Source organism: Enterobacter cloacae complex sp. IR5418 (genome assembly GCF_049238105.1).
GTDB lineage: Bacteria > Pseudomonadota > Gammaproteobacteria > Enterobacterales > Enterobacteriaceae > Enterobacter > Enterobacter hormaechei.
On record NZ_JBMKHS010000005.1, the window covers coordinates 1 to 18,493 of the forward strand.

The following is an 18,493-nucleotide window of genomic DNA, read 5'->3' on the forward strand; positions in this document are numbered from 1 at the left end:
AAGATGCGTGATCTGATCCTTCAACTCAGCAAAAGTTCGATTTATTCAACAAAGTCGGTGTTTATCCGTACCAGCCAGGATTATCTGGTGAATAAGGCGGGCAGACACTTTTCGATCGTGCCGGGGATGATAGCGACGGTGGATATTAAGACCGGGGAGAAAACGGTGCTGGATTATATGATCAAGCTGTTTAACCGGGCGAAGGAGGCGCTGCGGGAGCGGTAGTCAAACGCCGGGTGGCGGCTACGCCTTACCCGGCCTACTTCTGAGAGCTGACGCTGCTGTATCAGGTTACAGCGATATCTTCAAACGTCGAACCGCTTCTTTAAGCTGCTCATCCGTTGGAGTAACGAAAGACATGCGCAGCGTGGTGTGGTCCGGCTCGTTGCAGTAGAAGAACTCACCCGGCACAAACACCACGCCGTTGCTCAACGTTTTTTCCAGCCATTTTGTCGTATTGATGCCGTTGTTCATTTTCGCCCACAGGAACATGCCGCCCTTTGGCTTGTGGAACGACATCACATCGCCCAGCTCGGCTTCCAGTTCCGTTGCGAACGTCTGGTATTTCTGGCGATAGGCTTCGCGGATCATTTTAATCTGATTCGCCAGACGACCGGTTTTCAGATACTCGTACGTCATTAACTGCGACAGCGTGCTGGTGTGCAGATCGGTGGTTTGCTTGAGGTTCACCACCGCGCGCTTCAGCCACTCCGGCACCAGCACCCAGCCCACGCGGGTGCCCGGCGCAAGGATTTTAGAGAAGGTGGAGGTGTAGACCACGTTATCCTCATTGCCGATATCTTTGGCATGGGCAATCAGCGGGCGGAACACTTCATCGGTGTAGTTAATTTCGCTGTACGGGTCGTCTTCGATAATCACGAAGTCATGGCGCTTCGATAATTCCACCAGCTGTTTACGACGCGCTTCGGAGAGCGTCACGCCGCCCGGGTTACCAAAGGTTGGCACGATATAAACCGCTTTGATGGTTTTGGTTGCCACCAGCGCTTCAAGTTCATCTACCTTCATGCCGTCGCCGTCGGTGCCGACGGATTCAAAATTCGCCTGCGCCAGGCCAAAGACCTGCAACGCGGCGAGATAGGTAGGACGCTCAACGACGACCGTATCGCCCGGGTTGATTAATGCCCGCGCCAGCACATCCAGAGACTGTTGAGAGCCGGAAGTAATGACCACGTCATCGGCTTTACAGGCGATGCCGCGACCTTCACAGATGCGTTGGATCTCTTCGCGCAGCCCCGGCACGCCTTCCGTCAGGCCGTACTGGAACGCTTCGCCAAAATGCTGAGACAGCACGGCATCAGCGGCGATTTTTAATCCTTCGTGATCGAACAGGTCCGGGTTTGGAATACCGCCACCCAGCGAAATCACGCCCGCCATTTTGCTATGTTTTAATAATTCACGGATGGCAGACGATTGCAGGCCCTGCGCGCTGCTGGCGAGTTTGTTTGCAGACATTCTTTGCGTACCTTCTTTTTTTATATTGTGCCCAATCTTAGCAGAATATGGGCAATAAATTCCGTTAGCTTAGGCAGCGGACGCAAATCCTGACGCCACAATAAATGCACCGGCCTCGGTGCCGGGGTGAACGGCTCCAGCACCCGTATCAGCCTGCCGCTTGCCAGCTCTTCCGCTACCAGCACTTCCGGTTGCAGCAAGAGTCCTGCCCCGGCGCGCGCCGCCATGCGTAAGCCGTAGCCGTCATTGCATCGTAAGACGGCATCACGCTTCCAGCGCACCTCGCCTTCCACTCCCGGCAGCCGCCACTCGTTACGCGCCGTCCATACCGTGTGCGACAGACACAGGTGATCCACCAGGTCGGCTGGCGTTTGCGGCGTACCGTGACGCGCCAGATAATCCGGCGCGGCGCAGATCACCATGTTGTAGGGGCACAGGTATTTCGCCACCAGATCCTCATGACGGATCTCACCGATGCGAATGGCCAGATCGACCCCTTCCTCAACAAGATCCACCATTCGGTTGGTGAGATCCAGTTCGATGCGTACTTCCGGGTAGTGCTGCAAAAACGTGGCCGTCAGAGGCGCGATAACGCAGCCGCCAAACGAGGTGGGCGCCGTCACGCGCAGGGTGCCAGCAGGCGTGGCGCGCAGGCGCTCCACCGCGCGTTCCGCAATCGAGACCTGCTCCAGCACGCGCCTGGCCTCTTCGAAATAAACGCGTCCGGCATCTGTCAGGCTCTGGCGACGGGTATTGCGCTCCAGCAGCCGCGTGCCAAGCTGCGACTCCAGCAGCGCAATATACTTTCCGACCATCACCGCCGACATCTCCAGCCGGGCCGCCGCGCCGGTAAAGCTGCCGCTTTCCACCACCGCGATGAACGTCTCCATCCCGCGAAGCTTATCCATATTACAAACCTCTGGTTAGCAATCATCTAACATTTGCCCAGTTTATCTGAATTTTTATTTATTAAAGAATGAAGGCTCACAACATAAGGAGTCTGCTATGAAAATCGTGATTATTGGTGCCAGCGGTACGGTCGGTCGTGCAGTAACGGAAGAGCTAAGCCGTCGCCACGAGGTGATCCGCGTGGGTCGCACGCAGGGTGACTATCAGGTGGATATCACCTCGCAGGCGAGCGTACAGGCGCTGTTTGAGAAAATCGGCCCGGTAGATGCGATCGTCTCCGCCAGCGGAGGGGTGCACTTTGGCCCGCTTGCAACCATGACCGACGGCGAGTTCAACCAGGGTTTGCAGGATAAGCTACTGGGGCAGGTGCGTCTGGCGCTGACCGGCCAGCGCTACCTGAACGAAGGCGGCTCGATTACGCTGATAAGCGGCATTGTGGCGCACGAGCCGATTGCTCAGGGGGTCAATGCCACTACGGTGAATGCGGCGCTGGAAGGGTTTGTGCGCGCCGCGGCCTGTGAACTGCCGCGCGGTATTCGCATTAATCTGATCAGCCCGACGGTGCTGACGGAATCTGTCGACGCCTACGATGGTTTCTTCCCCGGCTTTGAAAGCGTCCCCGCCGCGACCGTTGCGCAGGCCTACCGCCGCAGCGTGGAAGGGGTGCAGAGCGGGCGGGTGTATAAGGTGGGTTATTAAACCCTACGGGCGGCGAGTATATGGCATTGCCGGGTGGCGCTGCGCTTACCCGGCCTACGATTTGAGGTTTTTTGTAGGCCGGGTAAGGCGAAGCCGTCACCCGGCTCGCTTTTACCCCACCGTACCCCAGACCAGATTTCCCTTATGGAACGTCGCGGTGCGCGGTGAAATACGCGCCACGGCCTCGGCGGAACAGGAGGCGTCTACCAGCACAAAGCTGGCGTCGTCCTGCGCTTTCGGCCACACGCGTTCACCTTTATCGTTCAGCGGCAGCACGTCGCCGGTGGCGATGCCCAACGCGCGCGAAAGCGTCTGCTCGTTCGGGCGAATATAGAGCTGGGCGTAAAGATTGGCTTTTTCCAGCATGTCCCCCAGACCGTACGGCGACCAGTGGTCGATCACGCTGTCGGTGCCCGTCATCACAAACACGCCCTTTTCACGGAGTTGCTTCAGCGGCATGTGCAGGGTGCCAATCGGCACGGTGGAAGCGATCGTCACCTGCTGCGCCGCCATGCGGGTGGCGATCTCATCCACCTGCTGTTCGTTGAGTGTTGCCAGGGCGAAGGCGTGGCTGATGGTCAGCTTGCCCTTCAGCGCCGGGGTTTTCTCCACGGTTTCCACCATGTAGTTCACCGCCGCCACGCCCGCCGGACTGGTTTCGTGCAGGTGAATGTCCACCCCTTTGTCGTAATCCAGCGCAATCTGGAACATGGTGTCGAGGGATTTTTCCATCGCGCCGTCGACGCTGGTCGGGTCCAGCCCGCCCACGTAGTGCGCCCCGGCCTGCATCGCCTCGCGTATCAGCTTTTCAGCGTTGGACAGCAGCAGGCCGTGCTGCGGGAAGGCAACAATTTCACAGTCAAAACCTGGCTTACGGCGCGCCAGTACCGCCTGCAAATTTTCCAGGTTTTTCAGGCCGGAAACCGGCTCTATGTTGCAGTGGCTGCGGGCAATGGTGGAGCCTTTGGACTGGATCAGGTCGATCAGCTTTTCGGCGCGTTCTTGCGTGTAGGGCTGTAATTCCGGCAGCAGCTTCTGCTCCAGGCGGATCATGTCCTGAATGGTGGTGCCCGCCGGACGGTTGAGCGACCGCCATGGACCGCCATAGAAGGTTTTATCCAGATGGATGTGCATGTCGCGCATCGCCGGAAGCATCAGCTTTTTACCCGCGTCGAAGTGCGGCAGGGTCGCGTCGGCATGGCTGTTGTTATCGCGCAGGGCGACGATCTTTCCGTCTTTAATCTCCAGCGTTTTCAGCTCGGTGCGGGTACTCGTCGCCACGCTGCCGTCGACGTTAAACCCGGCCTCCAGCAGCACGTTGTCGAGATAGTAATGTTTTGCGGTGATGTTCATCGGTTTACCCGTCTCGCAGGTTGCCTTTGCGGTATCCGCAGCATACGCGACGGAACCCGTGACGCCAAACAGCGCGCAGGCGGTAACCATTTTGCCGCTCTGGCTGATAAACTCGCGGCGGCTTTTATTCTCACTCATCTTATCTTCCTTCATTAACAATGTGGGTGCCGTTTTCGCCACGCAGCGCGGCGGGCAGGCAGTCCGGCGCGGTGATGATCACGCGCTTGCCGCCGTGGTGTAAAAACTCCAGCGAGGCGACGATTTTGGGTAACATGCTGCCCGCCGGGAAGTGGCCTTCGTCCATGTAGCACGTCATTTGCGCCACGTTCACGGTGTCCAGCGCCTGCTGGTTTGGCTTGCCGAAGTTAATGCACACTTTCTCCACGCCGGTGGTGATCACCAGCACGTCGGCGCCGATCTCACGCGCCAGCAGCGCGGTGGAGAGATCTTTATCAATCACCGCGTCCACGCTCTGATAATCCCCCTGTTCACTGCGCACCACGGGAATGCCTCCGCCGCCCGCGCCGATCACCACAAACCCTTTCTGCGTCAGCGCCTTGATCGCATCCGCCTCAACGATGCGCCGCGGCTGCGGTGAGGCCACCACGCGACGATAGCCCCGGCCTGAATCCTCAACAAAATGCCAGTCCGGGTGTGCGAGTTGCAGTTCATCGCGCTGTGCCTCGCTGAAGAACGCGCCGATCGGTTTCGTCGGGTGCGTAAAGCCAGGATCGTTTTTATCCACCTCCACCTGGGTGACGACCGTGACCGCTTTCTGCTCCCCGCGCGCCGCCAGACGGTTGTTAAGCGCCTGCTGGATCAGGTAGCCGATGCCGCCCTGGGTGTCCGCCACGCAGTTCGCCAGCGGGGTCAGCGGCAGCCCTTCCCGCTCGTGGGCGATCTCGGCGCGGCGCAGATCCAGCCCCACCTGTGGGCCGTTACCGTGGGTAAGCACGATGTCATAGTCCGAGGCCAGCATTTCGAGCACTGACTCTGCCACCGCTTTCACCGCCTGCGCCTGATGTTCAACCGACTGGCTGGCGTTGTCTTTGATAATGCTGTTGCCGCCGATGGCGACGACCATAAGCTCTTTCATACGTTTTCCTTCGCAATGGTGCGGTATGTTCCCCTCACCCTAACCCTCTCCCCAAAGGGGAGAGGGGACGATTACACCCTCTCCCTTTTGGGGTGAGGGGCAATGCCTTAAGCTTCAGATACCGGTGCAGCAGCGCTCGCCGCTTCCCGGCTGTCGAGGAAATGCTTCACCACAAACATCCCGCCCATCATCAGGTAGGCCGTGACGAACATCAGGGAACTGCCTTCCGCAAAGCCCACCACCGGGGCGTGGATCACGCCAAACAGCGCCAGCAGCGCTCCACCGGCGGCGGCGACAGCCCCGCGCAGCGGTTTGTTGATGATGGCGAAGATGGCGATACAGCCCCAGAGCATGCTGGCGAGCGGCGCGCCGTTGCCGAGATGCATCAGGCCTTCGTAGTAGATCCCTTTGCTGTGCAGCACGTCGGTGCCGATTTTCGCCGCGCTGGTGCCCGCCGCGCTCATCACGCTGTTCATCATGGTCAGCGCCCAGTTAGCGATCCACGGGAACAGGCAGATGAAGATGACGGGCACTTCCACTTTGGGGGTTTCCCGCACCACCTGGTTGGCGGTGACAACGCCGATAAACACCAGAATCGGCACGATGGCGGTCATCGGAATGATGGCGAGCATAAACGCCCCCAGCCCGAATAGCGGCACGATGAACATGGTCACGCCGGACGCCAGCGTGTAGCCGATGCTGGCCCCCATCGCTTTCCAGCCGGGATGGCCGACGTAAACCGTGACCGGGAACGGATTGCCCATCAGACAGCCGAGCATGGAGGCCAGACCGTTCGCCAGCATTACCTTGCGGGTCGGGTACTCATCCCCCGCCGCGTGGGCGCTTTCGATGTTCTCCAGGTCAAAGATGTAGTTCGCCAGCCCCAGCGGAACGGCGGACGCCAGGTACGGCAGCGCGTGCGGCAGCCCCTGCATAAAGCTGTCCACGTGCACTTCCGGCGGGTTAAAGCCGAAGGAGGACATGGACGCTTTAATCGCCTCCGGGCTTTGCAGGCCAGAGATCCACGCCAGCAGAGTACCGGCAATCAGCAGCAGCAGGCCGGTCGGGATACGGGCGAAAATCGGCTTTTTACCGAACCAGTTGATAAAAATCAGCAGCAGAACAATGAACGACACGGTGGGCGCTTCGAACGCCTGCAACATCGGGTTCATCGCCAGCAATAGCAGGCCAAGACCGGACAGGCACGACAGCAGCACGGTGCGCGGGATCATCTTGCGGATGGTCTCCCCGAGGAAGGAACCGCCCGCGAGGATCATCGCTTCCACAAAGCACCACACCAGGCCAATCTGAATCGCGAAATCTGCATCGCCGGTTTGCTGGTAGACGGGCATTAAGACCAGGAAGGTCACGGTAAAAATCGACGGCGCGCTCGGGCCGGACGGCAGCGCAGTGACGTCCGTTCGTCCGGTGGCGCGCGCCATTTGCAGGCCAAACCAGGCATAGCACACGCTCGCCACCAGCACCGCCAGCCCGAAGGCTGGCGCGATGCGTCCATAAACAATCTCCTTCGGGATGCCGACGACAAAAATGAGCAACCCCATCATGGTCAGCAAATTGGTCAGGTTGTTGGTCATCAACCCGAAATACGCCGCCCAGTCACCTCTTTTCCACTCCAGTTTCATGTTTTTCATGGATGCAAGCCTTATAAAAAGTAGCGATCGCGGAAGGTCAACAGCGCCTTTTCAAAACAGCTAAACGGCGGGTGAACGATGCCCGCCCCAATCATGCCGATGCCCGCATCTTTATGGGCAATGGCGGTATTGATGACCGGCAGAATGCCGCTGCCCGCGACTCTGGTGATGTCGATCGCGGTCGGGATGCCCATAAACGACAGCAGCGGAATGGTGACGTTCGGGTTTTCACCGAGGGTGATCTCGCGCATCTGGCGGGAAAAGTCGATGGCTTCCTCCACCGTGCCGCCCACCAGCGCCACGATGGCCGGGGCCGTCGCCATCGCAAAGCCGCCGATGCCGTAGGTTTCGGTAATCGCGCTGTCGCCGATATCCAGCCCGGAATCTTCCGGCTTATAGCCCGCGAACATCGGGCCGATCACCTGCTGCGCCGGGCCGGTGAACCACTGCCCCGGCAGGCCGGAAACGCGCAGGCCGAATTCGTAGCCGTTGCGCGCCATGGTGGTGACGACGGTGCTGTACTCAATGCCGTGCGCGGCGTCCAGCGCGGCCTTACACATCGCCATCCACGTCGGGCCGGAGAAGTAGTCGCTGCTGGCGACAAACTCGAACACCTCACGCTGCTGCGCCACCGGATAGCCCGCCTGGATCAGCCCCGGCGTCAGCGCCTGGATCAGCAGCGTGGTGCCCGCGTTGTTGCGGTTGTGGCACTCGTCGCCCATATGCAGCGCCTGGGCCAGCATCAGGCGCAGGTCGATTTCGCCGATAATCTTCATCGCGTCGCGCAGCATCGGGCCGAGCACGTCGCGCATCCAGTTCAGACGGTCAATCACGCTCTGGTCGTTAGCGCCCATGCGCAGGATCTTCGCCATCTGCTCGCTGAGGTTGGTGAAGGCGCGGTTGCCGTACGTTTTGTTCTCAACAATGTGCATAAACATTGAGGCAGAGGTAACGCCCGCCATGGAGCCGACGCAGTCGTGCTCGTGGCAAGGCGAGAAGGTGATGTCGCCGGAAGCCGCCAGCCTTGCGGCGTCCTCCAGATCCGTCGCCAGCCCTTCAAACACCAGCGCGCCAGTCACCGCGCCTTTCATCGCCCCGCACATGTTTTCCCAGGTGACAGGCGGACCGGCATGCAGAATGGTCGTACGGGTCATGCCCGGCACCACGTTAATGGCCTGGTCATAGCCCACCAGCACCGGATGGGACTGAATAATGCGCTCAAGGGCAATTTTGTTCGCGGCGGCAATTTTCTCCGCCAGCGGTTTTTCCCCCAGCTGGTCGAGCGCCTCCACCACCTGCATATTGCCCTGCCCCGGCGGCGTCCAGTCGAGCTGGGTCACGGGAACGTGCTGTTTTTTGAGGTCGTCGCTGAACATCGCAATGCCGACGTTAATCACGTTCAGCGGCTGGTTGAATAAGGTGGTCATTATGCTCTCTCCCCTTTGCAGACAAATTCGCGTGCCAGTAATCCGGTATTGGTGCTGCTGCTGGCCCAGATGACGCCTGCGTCAGTCAGCAACTGGCACTGCTGCGCCAGCGACTGCGGATCCTGGTCGGTGCCGAGCACGTAGCCGAGGATCTCCAGCGGACGGTTATCGGCCTTCGCGATGGCCTGCGCCTCTTTGATCGCCTCGATCATCACCCCCACCGGATCCTCGTGCGCGCCAAAGCCGAGCACGAAGTCCATGACGATGACGCCCACCTGCGGATCGCGCGCTTCCTGTAGCAGGCGGCTGATGCGGTTGGTCGGGTCGATCATCGGGTGTGGTTTGCCGTTGGTGAAATCGTCGTCACCGAAATCAAGGAAGGTGTGGGCCTGGCTGACGCTGATGTCCTTCAGACGCCTGGCCGGATCCGGCTGGATGTTGCTGTAAACGTCATCAAACTTCTCCAGCGCGGCAAACATCGCTTCGTCGCACAGGGTGCCGCCGCAGAACAGGCCGCGAATGTACTTCTGCTGCGGCGTCAGGCGGGCGCGCACCTCTTCGATCAGCGGCCAGTTGAGCGGGTGTAAATCCAGCGACTCTTTTTTAATGCCGGTAAGCAGCACCGCTTTCAGCGCCGCCTCTTTGGTACCGCGAGCAAACTGCAAGCCGTCTTCATCGGCAGGCGGTTCGTTGCGGCCCAGGAAACAGACGACAACAGGCTTGCGGCAGGCGCGCGCCCGGGCCAGCACGTTCTCTGCCACCGCGGGTGCAGGCGGTTTGGAGATGAGCGCTATCACCTGGGTCGCGTCGTCCGCTTCCAGCATGTCGATGGCATCGAGCATCATCAGGCCACCAATCTTTTCGCTGAGATCGCGCCCGCCAGTGCCAATCAGCTGCGACACGCCGCCGCCGAACTCGTGAATGCGCACGCTCAGCTCCTGGCTACCGGTGCCGGAGGCGCCAACGATGCCAATCGGCCCGCGACGCACCGCGTTGGCGAAGCACAAGCCCGCACCGTTGATGATGGCGGTCCCGCAGTCCGGCCCCATCATCAGCAACCCTTTCTCATGCGCCAGCTGCTTCAGCGCCAGTTCATCGTCCAGCGACACGTTATCGGAGAACAGCATCACGTTAAGATCGTTTTCCAGCGCCTGACGCGCTTCGCGGGCGGCAAAGGTGCCGTTGACGGATATCACCGCAAGGTTGCTGTCCGGGCGATGGGCTTTGGCGCTGGCAAGCGTCGCGTAGCGTGCTTCATGGGACCCCGCGCGCTCTTTACGCGTGAATAACGCTTCAATGGCGGCAAGGGTTTCATCATTCGCCGCGTCGCCTTTAATCACGATCATCAGGTCGCCGTTTTTCGCGTCCGCTAATTCCGGCGTAAGCAGCCCGAGATTTTTTAATACGCCTTTGTTCATTTCCGTCGCCATCGCCACAAATGCCTGCTCGACGCCCGGCAATTTATTGGCTTTGGTGGAAACCGACATTAAGGAAACCGAATCGAAATACGTATTCTTTTTTATGACGATTTTGGTTGGCATTATTTTCACCTGTTTACGATAAAAGGGGGCCGCCGTCGTGCTAAATGCACGTCGGTAACAATGCGTTTTTTGATTAACGGCCAGCCAGGGGCAGGCTGGCCGAATGCGCTATGCGCCTGCCGCCAGCAGCAGGTCTGCGATCGCGTTGAAGCCTTTTTCCCGCGCCAGTTCGAGCGGGGTTTTGCCGTATTTATCGGTCATGTGCGGGTTCGCGCCGTGATCCAGCAGCAGCTTCACAATTTCCTGCTGCGTTGCGCCGCCGTCGTTGAGCACGATGGCTTCCAGCAGCGGCGTCCAGCCGACAAAATTGGTGTGGTTAACGTTGATGTCGGTTTTTTCCAGCAGCTCACGCACGATTTCAACGTGCCCTTTTTCACTGGCAGGGGTAATGCCCACGCCGCCAAAGCGCGTCAGGCGGTCGAGATCCGGATTTGCCGGAAGGACAATGCGCAGCAGGGTTAAATCATTGGTCAGGCAGCTGATCAGGAAGGGGTTAAAACAGGTCTGGTCCTGTTTATCAATATCCGCCCCGGCGGCAATTAAAAATTCAACACAGGCGTAATGCTTTTTCAGGCTGGCAATAATAATGGCGGTTCTTTTCTGGCGGTTGGTGGCGTTAATATCCACGCCTTTCTCCAGGCAGGCTTTTAGCGCGTCGATATTGCCCTCTTCTGCCGCCAGCAGAAATTCTGTAACCAGTGCAGTTGCAGACATATTCAGACTCCCTCTATTTCACTTCTGATGAGCTGAGAATAGCAACAGCCTGGTCATAAAAGAATCCGCTTAAAAATGATTCATCGACACGCAATTGATTGTTGAGTTAAATTCAACAGTCCGGCAAAAACGTGCGTCTGTGCAACCTTTTTCTTATGGTTTACCGCTTTTACGCGCCTCAGGCTGCATTATCCTTATGGCTGAAAAAGCCTTGCACAGCGCAGGTCTACGTAAAAAGACAGAACTGTGATCGGCATCAACTCTGATGTAACGTCGCTGTTAAAATATGTTCAAAACTGATGATGGCCAGGAGGCGTAATATGAATTCCATCTTTACCGAAGAGAATTTGCTGGCCTTCACCACCGCGGCACGTTTTGGCAGTTTTAGCAAAGCGGCTGCCGAGCTGGGCGTGACCACCTCCGCCATCAGTTACACCATCAAACGCATGGAGACCGGGCTGGACGTGGTGTTGTTTGTGCGCAACACGCGCAGCATTGAGCTGACCGAATCCGGTTTTTATTTTTATCGTAAAGCGACCGACCTGCTGAATGACTTTCATGCTATCAAGCGCGGGATTGATACCATTTCGCAGGGCATTGAGACGCGGGTGCGCATCTGCATAAATCAGCTTTTGTATACGCCACGCCATACCGCGCGTTTGCTCCAGGTGCTGAAAAAACAGTTTCCCACCTGCCAGATCACGGTGACGACCGAGGTGTATAACGGCGTCTGGGATTCCATCATTAATAATCAGGCCAATATCGCCATTGGCGCGCCGGATACGCTGCTGGACGGCGGCGGCATCGATTACACCGAAATAGGCGCGATCCGCTGGGTATTTGCCATCGCACCCACCCATCCGCTGGCGTTTGCCCCGCAGCCCATTTCAGAAAGTCAGCTGCGTCTGTATCCCAATATCATGGTCGAGGACACCGCGCATACCATCAACAAGAAAGTCGGCTGGCTGCTTCACGGGCAGGAGGCAATTCTGGTGCCGGACTTCAACACCAAATGCCAGTGTCAGATCCTGGGGGAAGGTATTGGCTTTTTACCGGAATATATGACGCGTGAGGCGGTGGAGGACGGGCTGTTGGTAACGCGGCGGATCAATAATCCGCGTCAGGATTCGCGCATGCTGCTCGCCACGCAGCATGCGGCGACCGGTCAGGTCACGCGCTGGATCAAACAGCAGTTTGGCCCTGAGGGCCTGCTGACCCGGATCTACAGCGACTTACTGTGGCGTACCTAGCTCTTCGTCTGAACCCAAAACGCGTGGATAAGACCCGGGAAGTAGCCCAGGATGGTCAGAAGAATGTTCAGGATAAATGCCCAGCCCAGCCCCTTGCCAAGCAGCACGCCCAGCGGCGGGAGAATAATCGTAAAGACAACACGCCAAAAACCCATAAAGACTCCGTGCAAGCTAACCAATTGAAAATTATAAGAGACACTTCTCTAAGCGTAGCCAGTTTACGGGTAACTGCCATTCCTCTCTCGCGCTTTTACCAGCCTTTACCCTCTTTACACTGGCTTAAACCCTGCCTTAAATGCTCTACTGTACGGAACATAACCGTAAGGAAACACAATGTCTCTTCCTCTTATTTCGCCGCAACAGGCAGACGCGCTGATTGCTGAAGGCGCCAAACTTATCGATATTCGCGACCCCGACGAGTATGCCCGCGAACATATTCCGGCGGCGCACTCCATTCCGCTGGATTCGTTACCCGGTGGGCTTAACGCAGCGCCGGGAGAAACGGTGATTTTCCACTGTCAGTCCGGCGCACGAACTTCAAACAATGATGCGCGTCTGGCGCAGGCCGCGTCCCCTGCGCACGCCTTCGTGGTGGAGGGAGGCATTCAGGGCTGGAAACAGGCCGGGCTGCTGACCGTTGAGGATCGATCGCAGCCGCTTCCGCTGATGCGTCAGGTGCAGATCGCCGCCGGGCTGTTAATCCTTTGCGGCGTGGTGCTCGGTTACAGCGTCTCCAGCGGCTTTTTCCTGCTGAGCGGTTTTGTGGGCGCCGGGCTGGTGTTTGCCGGTGTGACGGGCTTTTGCGGTATGGCGCGACTGCTGAAAGTGATGCCGTGGAACCGACGTACCTGATAAGGAGTATCTGAAAGATTAGGCTGTACCCCGTTCCGGACGTGGGCTATGGTGAAGATCGTTAAAACAATGAGGAGGTGCTATGTTTTCTGTCGGTGATTATGTCCAACCGCGTCAGGGCGGTCCGAAACTGAAAGTGCTCGAAGTGAATGGTGAAAACATTGTGGCTGTACAGGCCAGCAATGAGCAGGGTGAGAAATATCACCTGAAAGCGGCGGACGTGGTGCTGTACTCCGAAGAAGGTGACTTTGGCGTCTGCTAAGGCAATAATCGGGCGGAATACACCGCCCGAATAATCATCAGATCAGGAAATCATCAAGAGATTTACCGTTTGCCAGTGCGGTCGCAATTGGCTTTGGCGTACGTCCCTGACCGGTCCACGTTTTCTCTTCACCGTTCGCGTCAATAAAACGATACTTCGCCGCACGCGCTTTACGTTTTTTCGTCGGCTGACCCGCCTGCGCCAGGTCACTGCCTAACAGATCGCTCGGAGAAATACCGTCAGCTTTCATCAGTTCCAGCAGAGCATTAATTTTATCCTGCTGTTCAGCGCGTTGACGCTCTAATTCAGCCTGCTCGCTGCGTTTTTCTTCAGTGACCATCCGGAATTTTTCCAGCACTTCTTCCAGAACGTCCATGGATAATTCACGAGCCAGCGCCCGGAGGGTACGAATATTATTAAGATTCTGTAACGTTAAAGCCATAATAATGAAAAACCTTTCTTCGCGTGTATAACCTGAATCAGGCAACAGAATAATTGATTTTGGTTCTGATATCTACCCACCCTGTCGTTTTGACATTATTGTAAATGTTTTAGAATATCCCGTTAATATAACCCCGAAATATCTGCCTGTTTTAAGGCGTAATATACCGCCCGTTGCCTGGCCAAAAACCCCTGTTTAAAACTGTTCAAGAAATAGTCTCCAATCCCCCATGCAACAGACGATCCACGTACGCACAGGCTAACTAATGGCTTGATTTCTATTAACAAAATAGCGTCGGGGAGAGAAAATAACGAAGCGTGCAAAAACCACACAACTTTAGAGAGTTTTATGGCTAAAGCGCCTGTAAATAAAAATTAATCACTACTTGTTAGATAAAAGCCAGAGAGATACGCTATACACTCAAAACACACCAACCTAAAGCACTAAAGGCCGCAGGTAAAACGCCACTTTTTTGTCCTGTTCGAGGAGTTCAGACATGTTCTCACCGCAGTCTCGCCTGCGCCATGCGGTAGCGGATACGTTCGCGATGGTCGTTTACTGTTCCGTCGTGAATATGCTGATTGAAATTTTCCTGTCGGGAATGTCCTTTGAGCAATCCCTCTCGTCGCGCCTGGTGGCCATTCCGGTGAATATCATGATTGCCTGGCCGTACGGACTGTACCGCGATGCAGTGATGCGTGTAGCCCGGCGTATTAGCCCGGCGGGTTGGGCAAAAAACCTGGCGGATGTGCTGGCCTACGTGACGTTCCAGTCGCCGGTGTATGTGGTTATTTTGCTGACGGTGGGCGCAGACTGGCATCAAATCGCCGCCGCGGTAAGTTCAAATATCGTGGTATCGATGCTGATGGGCGCGGTGTACGGGTACTTTCTTGACTACTGCCGCCGCCTGTTTAAAGTCAGTCCTTATGCTCAGGCAAAAGCGTAAGGTAAGGCGACTGGCTCATGCCAGTCGCGGAGTTATTGTACGTCGCCAAACAGCCCTTTCAGGAACCGCTCCAGCGCCATACGCGAGCTGAAACCGTGCGGAATACCATAATGCTCATGCGTCTCGCCGCCTAAATAGAGCGGAAATTGCTGATAATGATCGCAGGTTTTAATATCCGAGGCTGGCTCAGCAAATGACAGGCTTCTGTCTTTAAGTGTCGGGTGAATAATGAGAGCCGTACGCCCCATTCTTGCTTCACGGTTGACGTAAACATAATTCTCACCACGGCGATATCCGTACGCTTTTGATGTTACCTCATCCATGGTGAACCCTTCTTTTTCAAGAACGCGCGCCACCTCATCGGGTCGTAAATACATATCTTTTCCTCATTATCATTCCTGCCCGGCAACCTTACAGTATTCAGCATTAGCAGGGCTTTCAGAATATTCCATAAACTGCCCGATAAGCCGTGACTCGCTTCAGATATTACATTTCTGAACTAAACTAAACGGGAACGCAAATTATGGAGGATCGTATGTTTAACAGACCGAACCGAAACGATATGAATGACGACACACAGGATATTCGTAACGATGTCAGCCAATTAGCGGACACGCTGGAAGCCGTATTGAAATCCTGGGGCTCTGATGCGAAGGACGAAGCAGATGCCGCGAAACGTAAGGCTCAGTCTCTGCTGCGTGAAACGCGGGCAAGAATGAATGGGCGCTCACGTACCACTCAGGCGGCCTGCGACATGGCCAGCTGCGCCACCACCTTCGTGCGTGAAAAACCGCTCTGTACGCTGGGAACGGTCGCGGCGGTCGGCATTTTTGTCGGCGCCCTGCTTAGCCTGCGTAAATAAGCGCGCGTTCTCAGCCCCGGTAGCCTCAGGCGCCGGGGCTTTTCTTTGCCTGAAAGCCTGAAAAACCCGCGCAGCCCGCCCTGCCCCGCCAGGCTCATCATTGGGGCCTTATCAATCTGAATTTCCCATATCTTGTGTGGTTGAAACTTATCGTAACTACATCTAGTATTCCCTTTAGCAAGACACACACAACATGACGCGTTTACTCGCGCCGTTCTCTCATTCTAAATGGAAATACGAATCATGAGCATTATTATTTACACTCGTAACGATTGTGTTCAGTGCCACGCCACGAAACGGGCGATGGAGAGCCGCGGCGTGGCATTTGAGATGGTCAATATTGATCACGTGCCCGACGCGGCAGACCTCCTGCGCGCGCAGGGTTTCCGTCAGCTTCCGGTGGTGGTTGCCGGTGAGACCAGCTGGTCGGGCTTTCGCCCGGACATGATCAACCGTCTTGCCGCGCAGGGCGTCAGTGCATGAGCAGGCTGGTCTACTTTTCCAGCAGCTCGGAAAACACGCTTCGGTTTATGGAGCGCCTCGGGCTGCCCGCGATACGCATTCCGCTAAATGAGCGGGAGCGGATTCAGGTAGAGGAACCCTACATTCTGGTGGTGCCCAGCTACGGCGGTGGCGGCACGGCGGGGGCTGTGCCCCGTCAGGTGATCCGCTTTCTGAACAATCCCCATAACCGGCAGCTGATTCGCGGCGTGATCGCGGCAGGCAATCGCAACTTCGGCGAGGCCTTTGCCCGCGCCGGGGATGTCATCTCTCAAAAATGCGGCGTGCCGTATCTCTATCGTTTTGAACTGATGGGGACACAGCAGGACGTAGAGAACGTGCGTAAAGGAGTGAACGAATTTTGGCAACGACAACCGCAGAACGTGTGATTCAGGCGACGCCGGATTACCACGCATTAAACGCCATGCTAAACCTCTATGACCGGGAGGGGCGCATTCAGTTTGATAAAGATCGTGAGGCGGTGGATGCCTTTTTTGCCGCTCACGTACGCCCGAACAGCGTCGTCTTTGGCAGCCAGCAGGAACGTCTCGACTGGCTGGTAAAAGAGGGTTATTACGAAGAGCGCGTTCTGACCCGCTACGATCGCGCCTTCGTGGTGGCCTTGTTTGAACGGGCGCACGCCAGCGGTTTTCGCTTCCAGACGTTTCTCGGCGCATGGAAGTATTACACCAGCTACACCCTGAAAACCTTCGACGGCAAACGCTATTTAGAAAGCTTTGAAGATCGCACCGTGATGGTGGCGCTGACGCTGGCGCAGGGCGATGAAGCCCTGGCCGAAAGACTGACGGAGGAGATCCTCTCCGGCCGCTTCCAGCCCGCCACGCCAACCTTCCTTAACTGCGGCAAAGCCCAGCGCGGCGAGCTGGTCTCCTGCTTCCTGCTGCGTATTGAAGACAATATGGAGTCGATTGGCCGCGCGGTGAATTCGGCACTACAGCTTTCGAAACGCGGCGGCGGCGTGGCGTTTCTGCTCTCGAACCTGCGGGAAGCGGGCGCGCCGATCAAGCGCATCGAAAACCAGTCTTCCGGCGTCATCCCGGTGATGAAGATGCTGGAAGATGCCTTCTCATACGCCAACCAGCTAGGCGCGCGTCAGGGCGCGGGCGCAGTTTATCTGCACGCGCACCACCCGGACATTCTGCGTTTTCTGGATACCAAACGTGAAAACGCCGACGAAAAAATCCGCATTAAAACCCTGTCGCTCGGCGTGGTGATCCCGGATATCACGTTTAAGCTGGCTAAGGAGAATGCCGAGATGGCGCTCTTCTCGCCGTATGACATTGAACGTATTTACGGCAAAGCCTTTGGCGACGTGGCAATAAGCGAGCTGTACGACGAGCTGGTGGCTGACGATCGCATCCGCAAGAAAACCATCAACGCCCGCGATTTCTTCCAGCGGCTTGCTGAAATTCAGTTTGAGTCCGGCTATCCGTACATCATGTATGAGGACACGGTGAACCGCGCCAACCCGATTGCCGGGCGCATCAACATGAGCAATCTGTGCTCGGAGATTTTGCAGGTCAACAGCGCGTCCAGCTACGACGAGAACCTCGACTACGCGGACGTGGGTAACGATATCTCCTGCAACCTCGGGTCACTGAATATTGCCCACACCATGGATTCGCCCGATTTTGGCCGCACGGTGGAAACCGCCATTCGCGGGCTGACGGCGGTATCGGACATGAGCCACATCCGCAGCGTGCCGTCCATTGAGGCGGGCAACGCCGCGTCGCACGCCATCGGCCTTGGGCAGATGAACCTGCACGGCTATCTGGCACGGGAAGGCATCGCCTACGGCAGCCCGGAAGGGCTGGATTTCACCAACCTCTATTTCTACACCATCACCTGGCATGCGCTGCATACCTCGATGAGGCTGGCGCGCGAGCGCAACCAGCGGTTCGCAGGCTTTGAGCAGTCGCGCTACGCCAGCGGAGAGTATTTCAGCCAGTATCTGGAAGGCGACTGGCAGCCGAAAACCGAAAAAGTACGCGCGCTGTTTGCCCGCGCCGGTGTCACTCTGCCGACGCGCGAAATGTGGCACCAGCTGCGTGAGGATGTGATGCGCTACGGCCTCTATAACCAGAACCTTCAGGCGGTGCCGCCGACCGGCTCCATTTCCTATATCAATCACGCCACGTCGAGCATTCACCCCATCGTGTCGAAGATTGAGATCCGTAAGGAAGGCAAAACCGGGCGCGTCTACTACCCCGCCCCGTTTATGACCAACGAGAATCTGGCGTTATATCAGGACGCCTATGAGATCGGGCCGGAGAAGATCATTGATACCTACGCCGAGGCGACCAAACATGTGGACCAGGGGCTGTCGCTGACGCTCTTCTTCCCGGATACCGCCACCACGCGGGATATCAATAAAGCGCAGATCTACGCCTGGAAAAAAGGCATTAAAACGCTGTACTACATTCGCCTGCGCCAGCTTGCGCTGGAAGGTACCGAAATTGAAGGCTGCGTGTCCTGCGCGCTGTAAGGAGAAAG

20 protein-coding genes and 1 pseudogene are annotated in these 18,493 nt (G+C 57.1%); 10 read left to right on the top strand and 11 right to left on the bottom strand.

The genetic code is table 11. The features are described 5' to 3' along the window. Positions 1-225, top strand: a pseudogene (locus tag ACOTX7_RS05685) (secretion protein HlyD); the annotation flags it as partial. Positions 226-291: 66 nt separating this feature from the next. Here ACOTX7_RS05685 and ACOTX7_RS05690 read toward each other — a convergent pair. Next, entirely contained in the window at positions 292-1,473 is a 1,182-nt protein-coding gene (locus tag ACOTX7_RS05690; protein ID WP_205921581.1) for a PLP-dependent aminotransferase family protein, read from the bottom strand. A gap of 20 nt (positions 1,474-1,493) precedes the next feature. Beyond that, positions 1,494-2,381 (bottom strand): LysR family transcriptional regulator, encoded by an 888-nt coding sequence (locus tag ACOTX7_RS05695; RefSeq protein WP_221256361.1) that lies wholly within the window; start codon positions 2,379-2,381, stop codon positions 1,494-1,496. Between the two features lie 97 nt (positions 2,382-2,478). On the opposite strand from ACOTX7_RS05695, the gene ACOTX7_RS05700 reads away from it, so the two are divergent. Further along, entirely contained in the window at positions 2,479-3,081 is a 603-nt protein-coding gene (locus tag ACOTX7_RS05700; RefSeq protein ID WP_221256362.1) for a short chain dehydrogenase, read from the top strand. A gap of 111 nt (positions 3,082-3,192) precedes the next feature. Here the strand turns inward: ACOTX7_RS05700 and ACOTX7_RS05705 are convergent, their stop codons facing one another. From ACOTX7_RS05705 to ACOTX7_RS05730, 6 genes are all read right to left on the bottom strand, one after another. Then, positions 3,193-4,572 (bottom strand): amidohydrolase family protein, encoded by a 1,380-nt coding sequence (locus ACOTX7_RS05705; RefSeq protein ID WP_221813668.1) that lies wholly within the window; start codon positions 4,570-4,572, stop codon positions 3,193-3,195. Position 4,573: 1 nt separating this feature from the next. Continuing rightward, positions 4,574-5,530, bottom strand: a complete 957-nt coding sequence (locus ACOTX7_RS05710; protein WP_214592154.1) for a carbamate kinase family protein — start codon at positions 5,528-5,530, stop codon at positions 4,574-4,576. A gap of 107 nt (positions 5,531-5,637) precedes the next feature. Beyond that, entirely contained in the window at positions 5,638-7,182 is a 1,545-nt protein-coding gene (locus tag ACOTX7_RS05715) for a hypothetical protein (protein WP_006811683.1), read from the bottom strand. A gap of 11 nt (positions 7,183-7,193) precedes the next feature. Beyond that, the gene (locus ACOTX7_RS05720) at positions 7,194-8,609 is read right to left on the bottom strand and encodes a DUF1116 domain-containing protein (protein ID WP_221256363.1); all 1,416 of its coding nucleotides are present in this window, start codon (positions 8,607-8,609) and stop codon (positions 7,194-7,196) included. Further along, positions 8,609-10,150, bottom strand: coding sequence for an acyl-CoA synthetase FdrA (gene fdrA / locus ACOTX7_RS05725; protein ID WP_221813667.1), 1,542 nt, complete (start codon positions 10,148-10,150; stop codon positions 8,609-8,611). Before fdrA ends, ACOTX7_RS05720 begins: the two co-directional genes overlap by 1 nt. Before the next feature lie 108 nt (positions 10,151-10,258). After that, positions 10,259-10,864: an ankyrin repeat domain-containing protein gene (locus ACOTX7_RS05730; RefSeq protein ID WP_006811686.1), complete on the bottom strand. Its 606-nt coding sequence runs from the start codon at positions 10,862-10,864 to the stop codon at positions 10,259-10,261. A 320-nt stretch (positions 10,865-11,184) separates the two neighbouring features. Here ACOTX7_RS05730 and ACOTX7_RS05735 point away from each other — a divergent pair, with 320 nt between their 5' ends. Further along, positions 11,185-12,114 (top strand): LysR substrate-binding domain-containing protein, encoded by a 930-nt coding sequence (locus ACOTX7_RS05735; RefSeq protein WP_221813666.1) that lies wholly within the window; start codon positions 11,185-11,187, stop codon positions 12,112-12,114. Here the strand turns inward: ACOTX7_RS05735 and ACOTX7_RS05740 are convergent. Next, positions 12,111-12,269 (bottom strand): YqaE/Pmp3 family membrane protein, encoded by a 159-nt coding sequence (locus ACOTX7_RS05740; RefSeq protein ID WP_003862203.1) that lies wholly within the window; start codon positions 12,267-12,269, stop codon positions 12,111-12,113. The two genes, ACOTX7_RS05735 and ACOTX7_RS05740, sit on opposite strands and share 4 nt — an antisense overlap. A 178-nt stretch (positions 12,270-12,447) precedes the next feature. Here ACOTX7_RS05740 and ACOTX7_RS05745 point away from each other — a divergent pair, with 178 nt between their 5' ends. Further along, positions 12,448-12,966 carry a rhodanese family protein gene (locus ACOTX7_RS05745; RefSeq protein WP_213828342.1) on the top strand — a complete coding sequence of 173 codons (519 nt, stop codon included), beginning with the start codon at positions 12,448-12,450 and terminating at the stop codon, positions 12,964-12,966. Between the two features lie 82 nt (positions 12,967-13,048). Next, positions 13,049-13,228, top strand: a complete 180-nt coding sequence (locus ACOTX7_RS05750; RefSeq protein WP_006811690.1) for a hypothetical protein — start codon at positions 13,049-13,051, stop codon at positions 13,226-13,228. Positions 13,229-13,265: 37 nt separating this feature from the next. Here ACOTX7_RS05750 and stpA read toward each other — a convergent pair whose 3' ends face one another. Then, positions 13,266-13,670 (bottom strand): DNA-binding protein StpA, encoded by a 405-nt coding sequence (stpA, locus tag ACOTX7_RS05755; RefSeq protein ID WP_006811691.1) that lies wholly within the window; start codon positions 13,668-13,670, stop codon positions 13,266-13,268. A 496-nt stretch (positions 13,671-14,166) separates the two neighbouring features. On the opposite strand from stpA, the gene alaE reads away from it, so the two are divergent. Beyond that, a complete protein-coding gene (alaE, locus tag ACOTX7_RS05760; RefSeq protein ID WP_006811692.1) occupies positions 14,167-14,616 on the top strand; it encodes an L-alanine exporter AlaE in 450 nt (149 codons plus the stop codon). A 32-nt stretch (positions 14,617-14,648) separates the two neighbouring features. Here alaE and ACOTX7_RS05765 read toward each other — a convergent pair whose 3' ends face one another. Beyond that, positions 14,649-14,993, bottom strand: a complete 345-nt coding sequence (locus ACOTX7_RS05765) for a DUF2002 family protein (protein ID WP_006811693.1) — start codon at positions 14,991-14,993, stop codon at positions 14,649-14,651. A 158-nt stretch (positions 14,994-15,151) separates the two neighbouring features. On the opposite strand from ACOTX7_RS05765, the gene ACOTX7_RS05770 reads away from it, so the two are divergent. The 4 genes from ACOTX7_RS05770 (at position 15,152) to nrdE (ending at position 18,485) form a co-directional block, all read left to right on the top strand. Then, positions 15,152-15,478, top strand: coding sequence for a DUF883 domain-containing protein (locus ACOTX7_RS05770; protein WP_032674019.1), 327 nt, complete (start codon positions 15,152-15,154; stop codon positions 15,476-15,478). Positions 15,479-15,721: 243 nt separating this feature from the next. Continuing rightward, the gene (gene nrdH, locus ACOTX7_RS05775) at positions 15,722-15,961 is read left to right on the top strand and encodes a glutaredoxin-like protein NrdH (RefSeq protein ID WP_032674020.1); all 240 of its coding nucleotides are present in this window, start codon (positions 15,722-15,724) and stop codon (positions 15,959-15,961) included. Further along, a complete protein-coding gene (gene nrdI, locus ACOTX7_RS05780; RefSeq protein WP_221256366.1) occupies positions 15,958-16,368 on the top strand; it encodes a class Ib ribonucleoside-diphosphate reductase assembly flavoprotein NrdI in 411 nt (136 codons plus the stop codon). Before nrdH ends, nrdI begins: the two co-directional genes overlap by 4 nt. Then, positions 16,341-18,485 (top strand): class 1b ribonucleoside-diphosphate reductase subunit alpha, encoded by a 2,145-nt coding sequence (nrdE, locus tag ACOTX7_RS05785; protein ID WP_221256367.1) that lies wholly within the window; start codon positions 16,341-16,343, stop codon positions 18,483-18,485. The genes nrdI and nrdE overlap by 28 nt, the downstream gene beginning before the upstream one ends. Positions 18,486-18,493: the final 8 nt, after the last annotated feature.

Coding starts and splice junctions, on each gene's coding strand:
- ACOTX7_RS05690 (WP_205921581.1), bottom strand. CDS start 1,473: ATGTCTGCAAACAAACTCGCCAGCAGCGCGCAGGGCCTGCAATCGTCT.
- ACOTX7_RS05695 (WP_221256361.1), bottom strand. CDS start 2,381: ATGGATAAGCTTCGCGGGATGGAGACGTTCATCGCGGTGGTGGAAAGC.
- ACOTX7_RS05700 (WP_221256362.1), top strand. CDS start 2,479: ATGAAAATCGTGATTATTGGTGCCAGCGGTACGGTCGGTCGTGCAGTA.
- ACOTX7_RS05705 (WP_221813668.1), bottom strand. CDS start 4,572: ATGAGTGAGAATAAAAGCCGCCGCGAGTTTATCAGCCAGAGCGGCAAA.
- ACOTX7_RS05710 (WP_214592154.1), bottom strand. CDS start 5,530: ATGAAAGAGCTTATGGTCGTCGCCATCGGCGGCAACAGCATTATCAAA.
- ACOTX7_RS05715 (WP_006811683.1), bottom strand. CDS start 7,182: ATGAAAAACATGAAACTGGAGTGGAAAAGAGGTGACTGGGCGGCGTAT.
- ACOTX7_RS05720 (WP_221256363.1), bottom strand. CDS start 8,609: ATGACCACCTTATTCAACCAGCCGCTGAACGTGATTAACGTCGGCATT.
- fdrA (WP_221813667.1), bottom strand. CDS start 10,150: ATGCCAACCAAAATCGTCATAAAAAAGAATACGTATTTCGATTCGGTT.
- ACOTX7_RS05730 (WP_006811686.1), bottom strand. CDS start 10,864: ATGTCTGCAACTGCACTGGTTACAGAATTTCTGCTGGCGGCAGAAGAG.
- ACOTX7_RS05735 (WP_221813666.1), top strand. CDS start 11,185: ATGAATTCCATCTTTACCGAAGAGAATTTGCTGGCCTTCACCACCGCG.
- ACOTX7_RS05740 (WP_003862203.1), bottom strand. CDS start 12,269: ATGGGTTTTTGGCGTGTTGTCTTTACGATTATTCTCCCGCCGCTGGGC.
- ACOTX7_RS05745 (WP_213828342.1), top strand. CDS start 12,448: ATGTCTCTTCCTCTTATTTCGCCGCAACAGGCAGACGCGCTGATTGCT.
- ACOTX7_RS05750 (WP_006811690.1), top strand. CDS start 13,049: ATGTTTTCTGTCGGTGATTATGTCCAACCGCGTCAGGGCGGTCCGAAA.
- stpA (WP_006811691.1), bottom strand. CDS start 13,670: ATGGCTTTAACGTTACAGAATCTTAATAATATTCGTACCCTCCGGGCG.
- alaE (WP_006811692.1), top strand. CDS start 14,167: ATGTTCTCACCGCAGTCTCGCCTGCGCCATGCGGTAGCGGATACGTTC.
- ACOTX7_RS05765 (WP_006811693.1), bottom strand. CDS start 14,993: ATGTATTTACGACCCGATGAGGTGGCGCGCGTTCTTGAAAAAGAAGGG.
- ACOTX7_RS05770 (WP_032674019.1), top strand. CDS start 15,152: ATGTTTAACAGACCGAACCGAAACGATATGAATGACGACACACAGGAT.
- nrdH (WP_032674020.1), top strand. CDS start 15,722: ATGAGCATTATTATTTACACTCGTAACGATTGTGTTCAGTGCCACGCC.
- nrdI (WP_221256366.1), top strand. CDS start 15,958: ATGAGCAGGCTGGTCTACTTTTCCAGCAGCTCGGAAAACACGCTTCGG.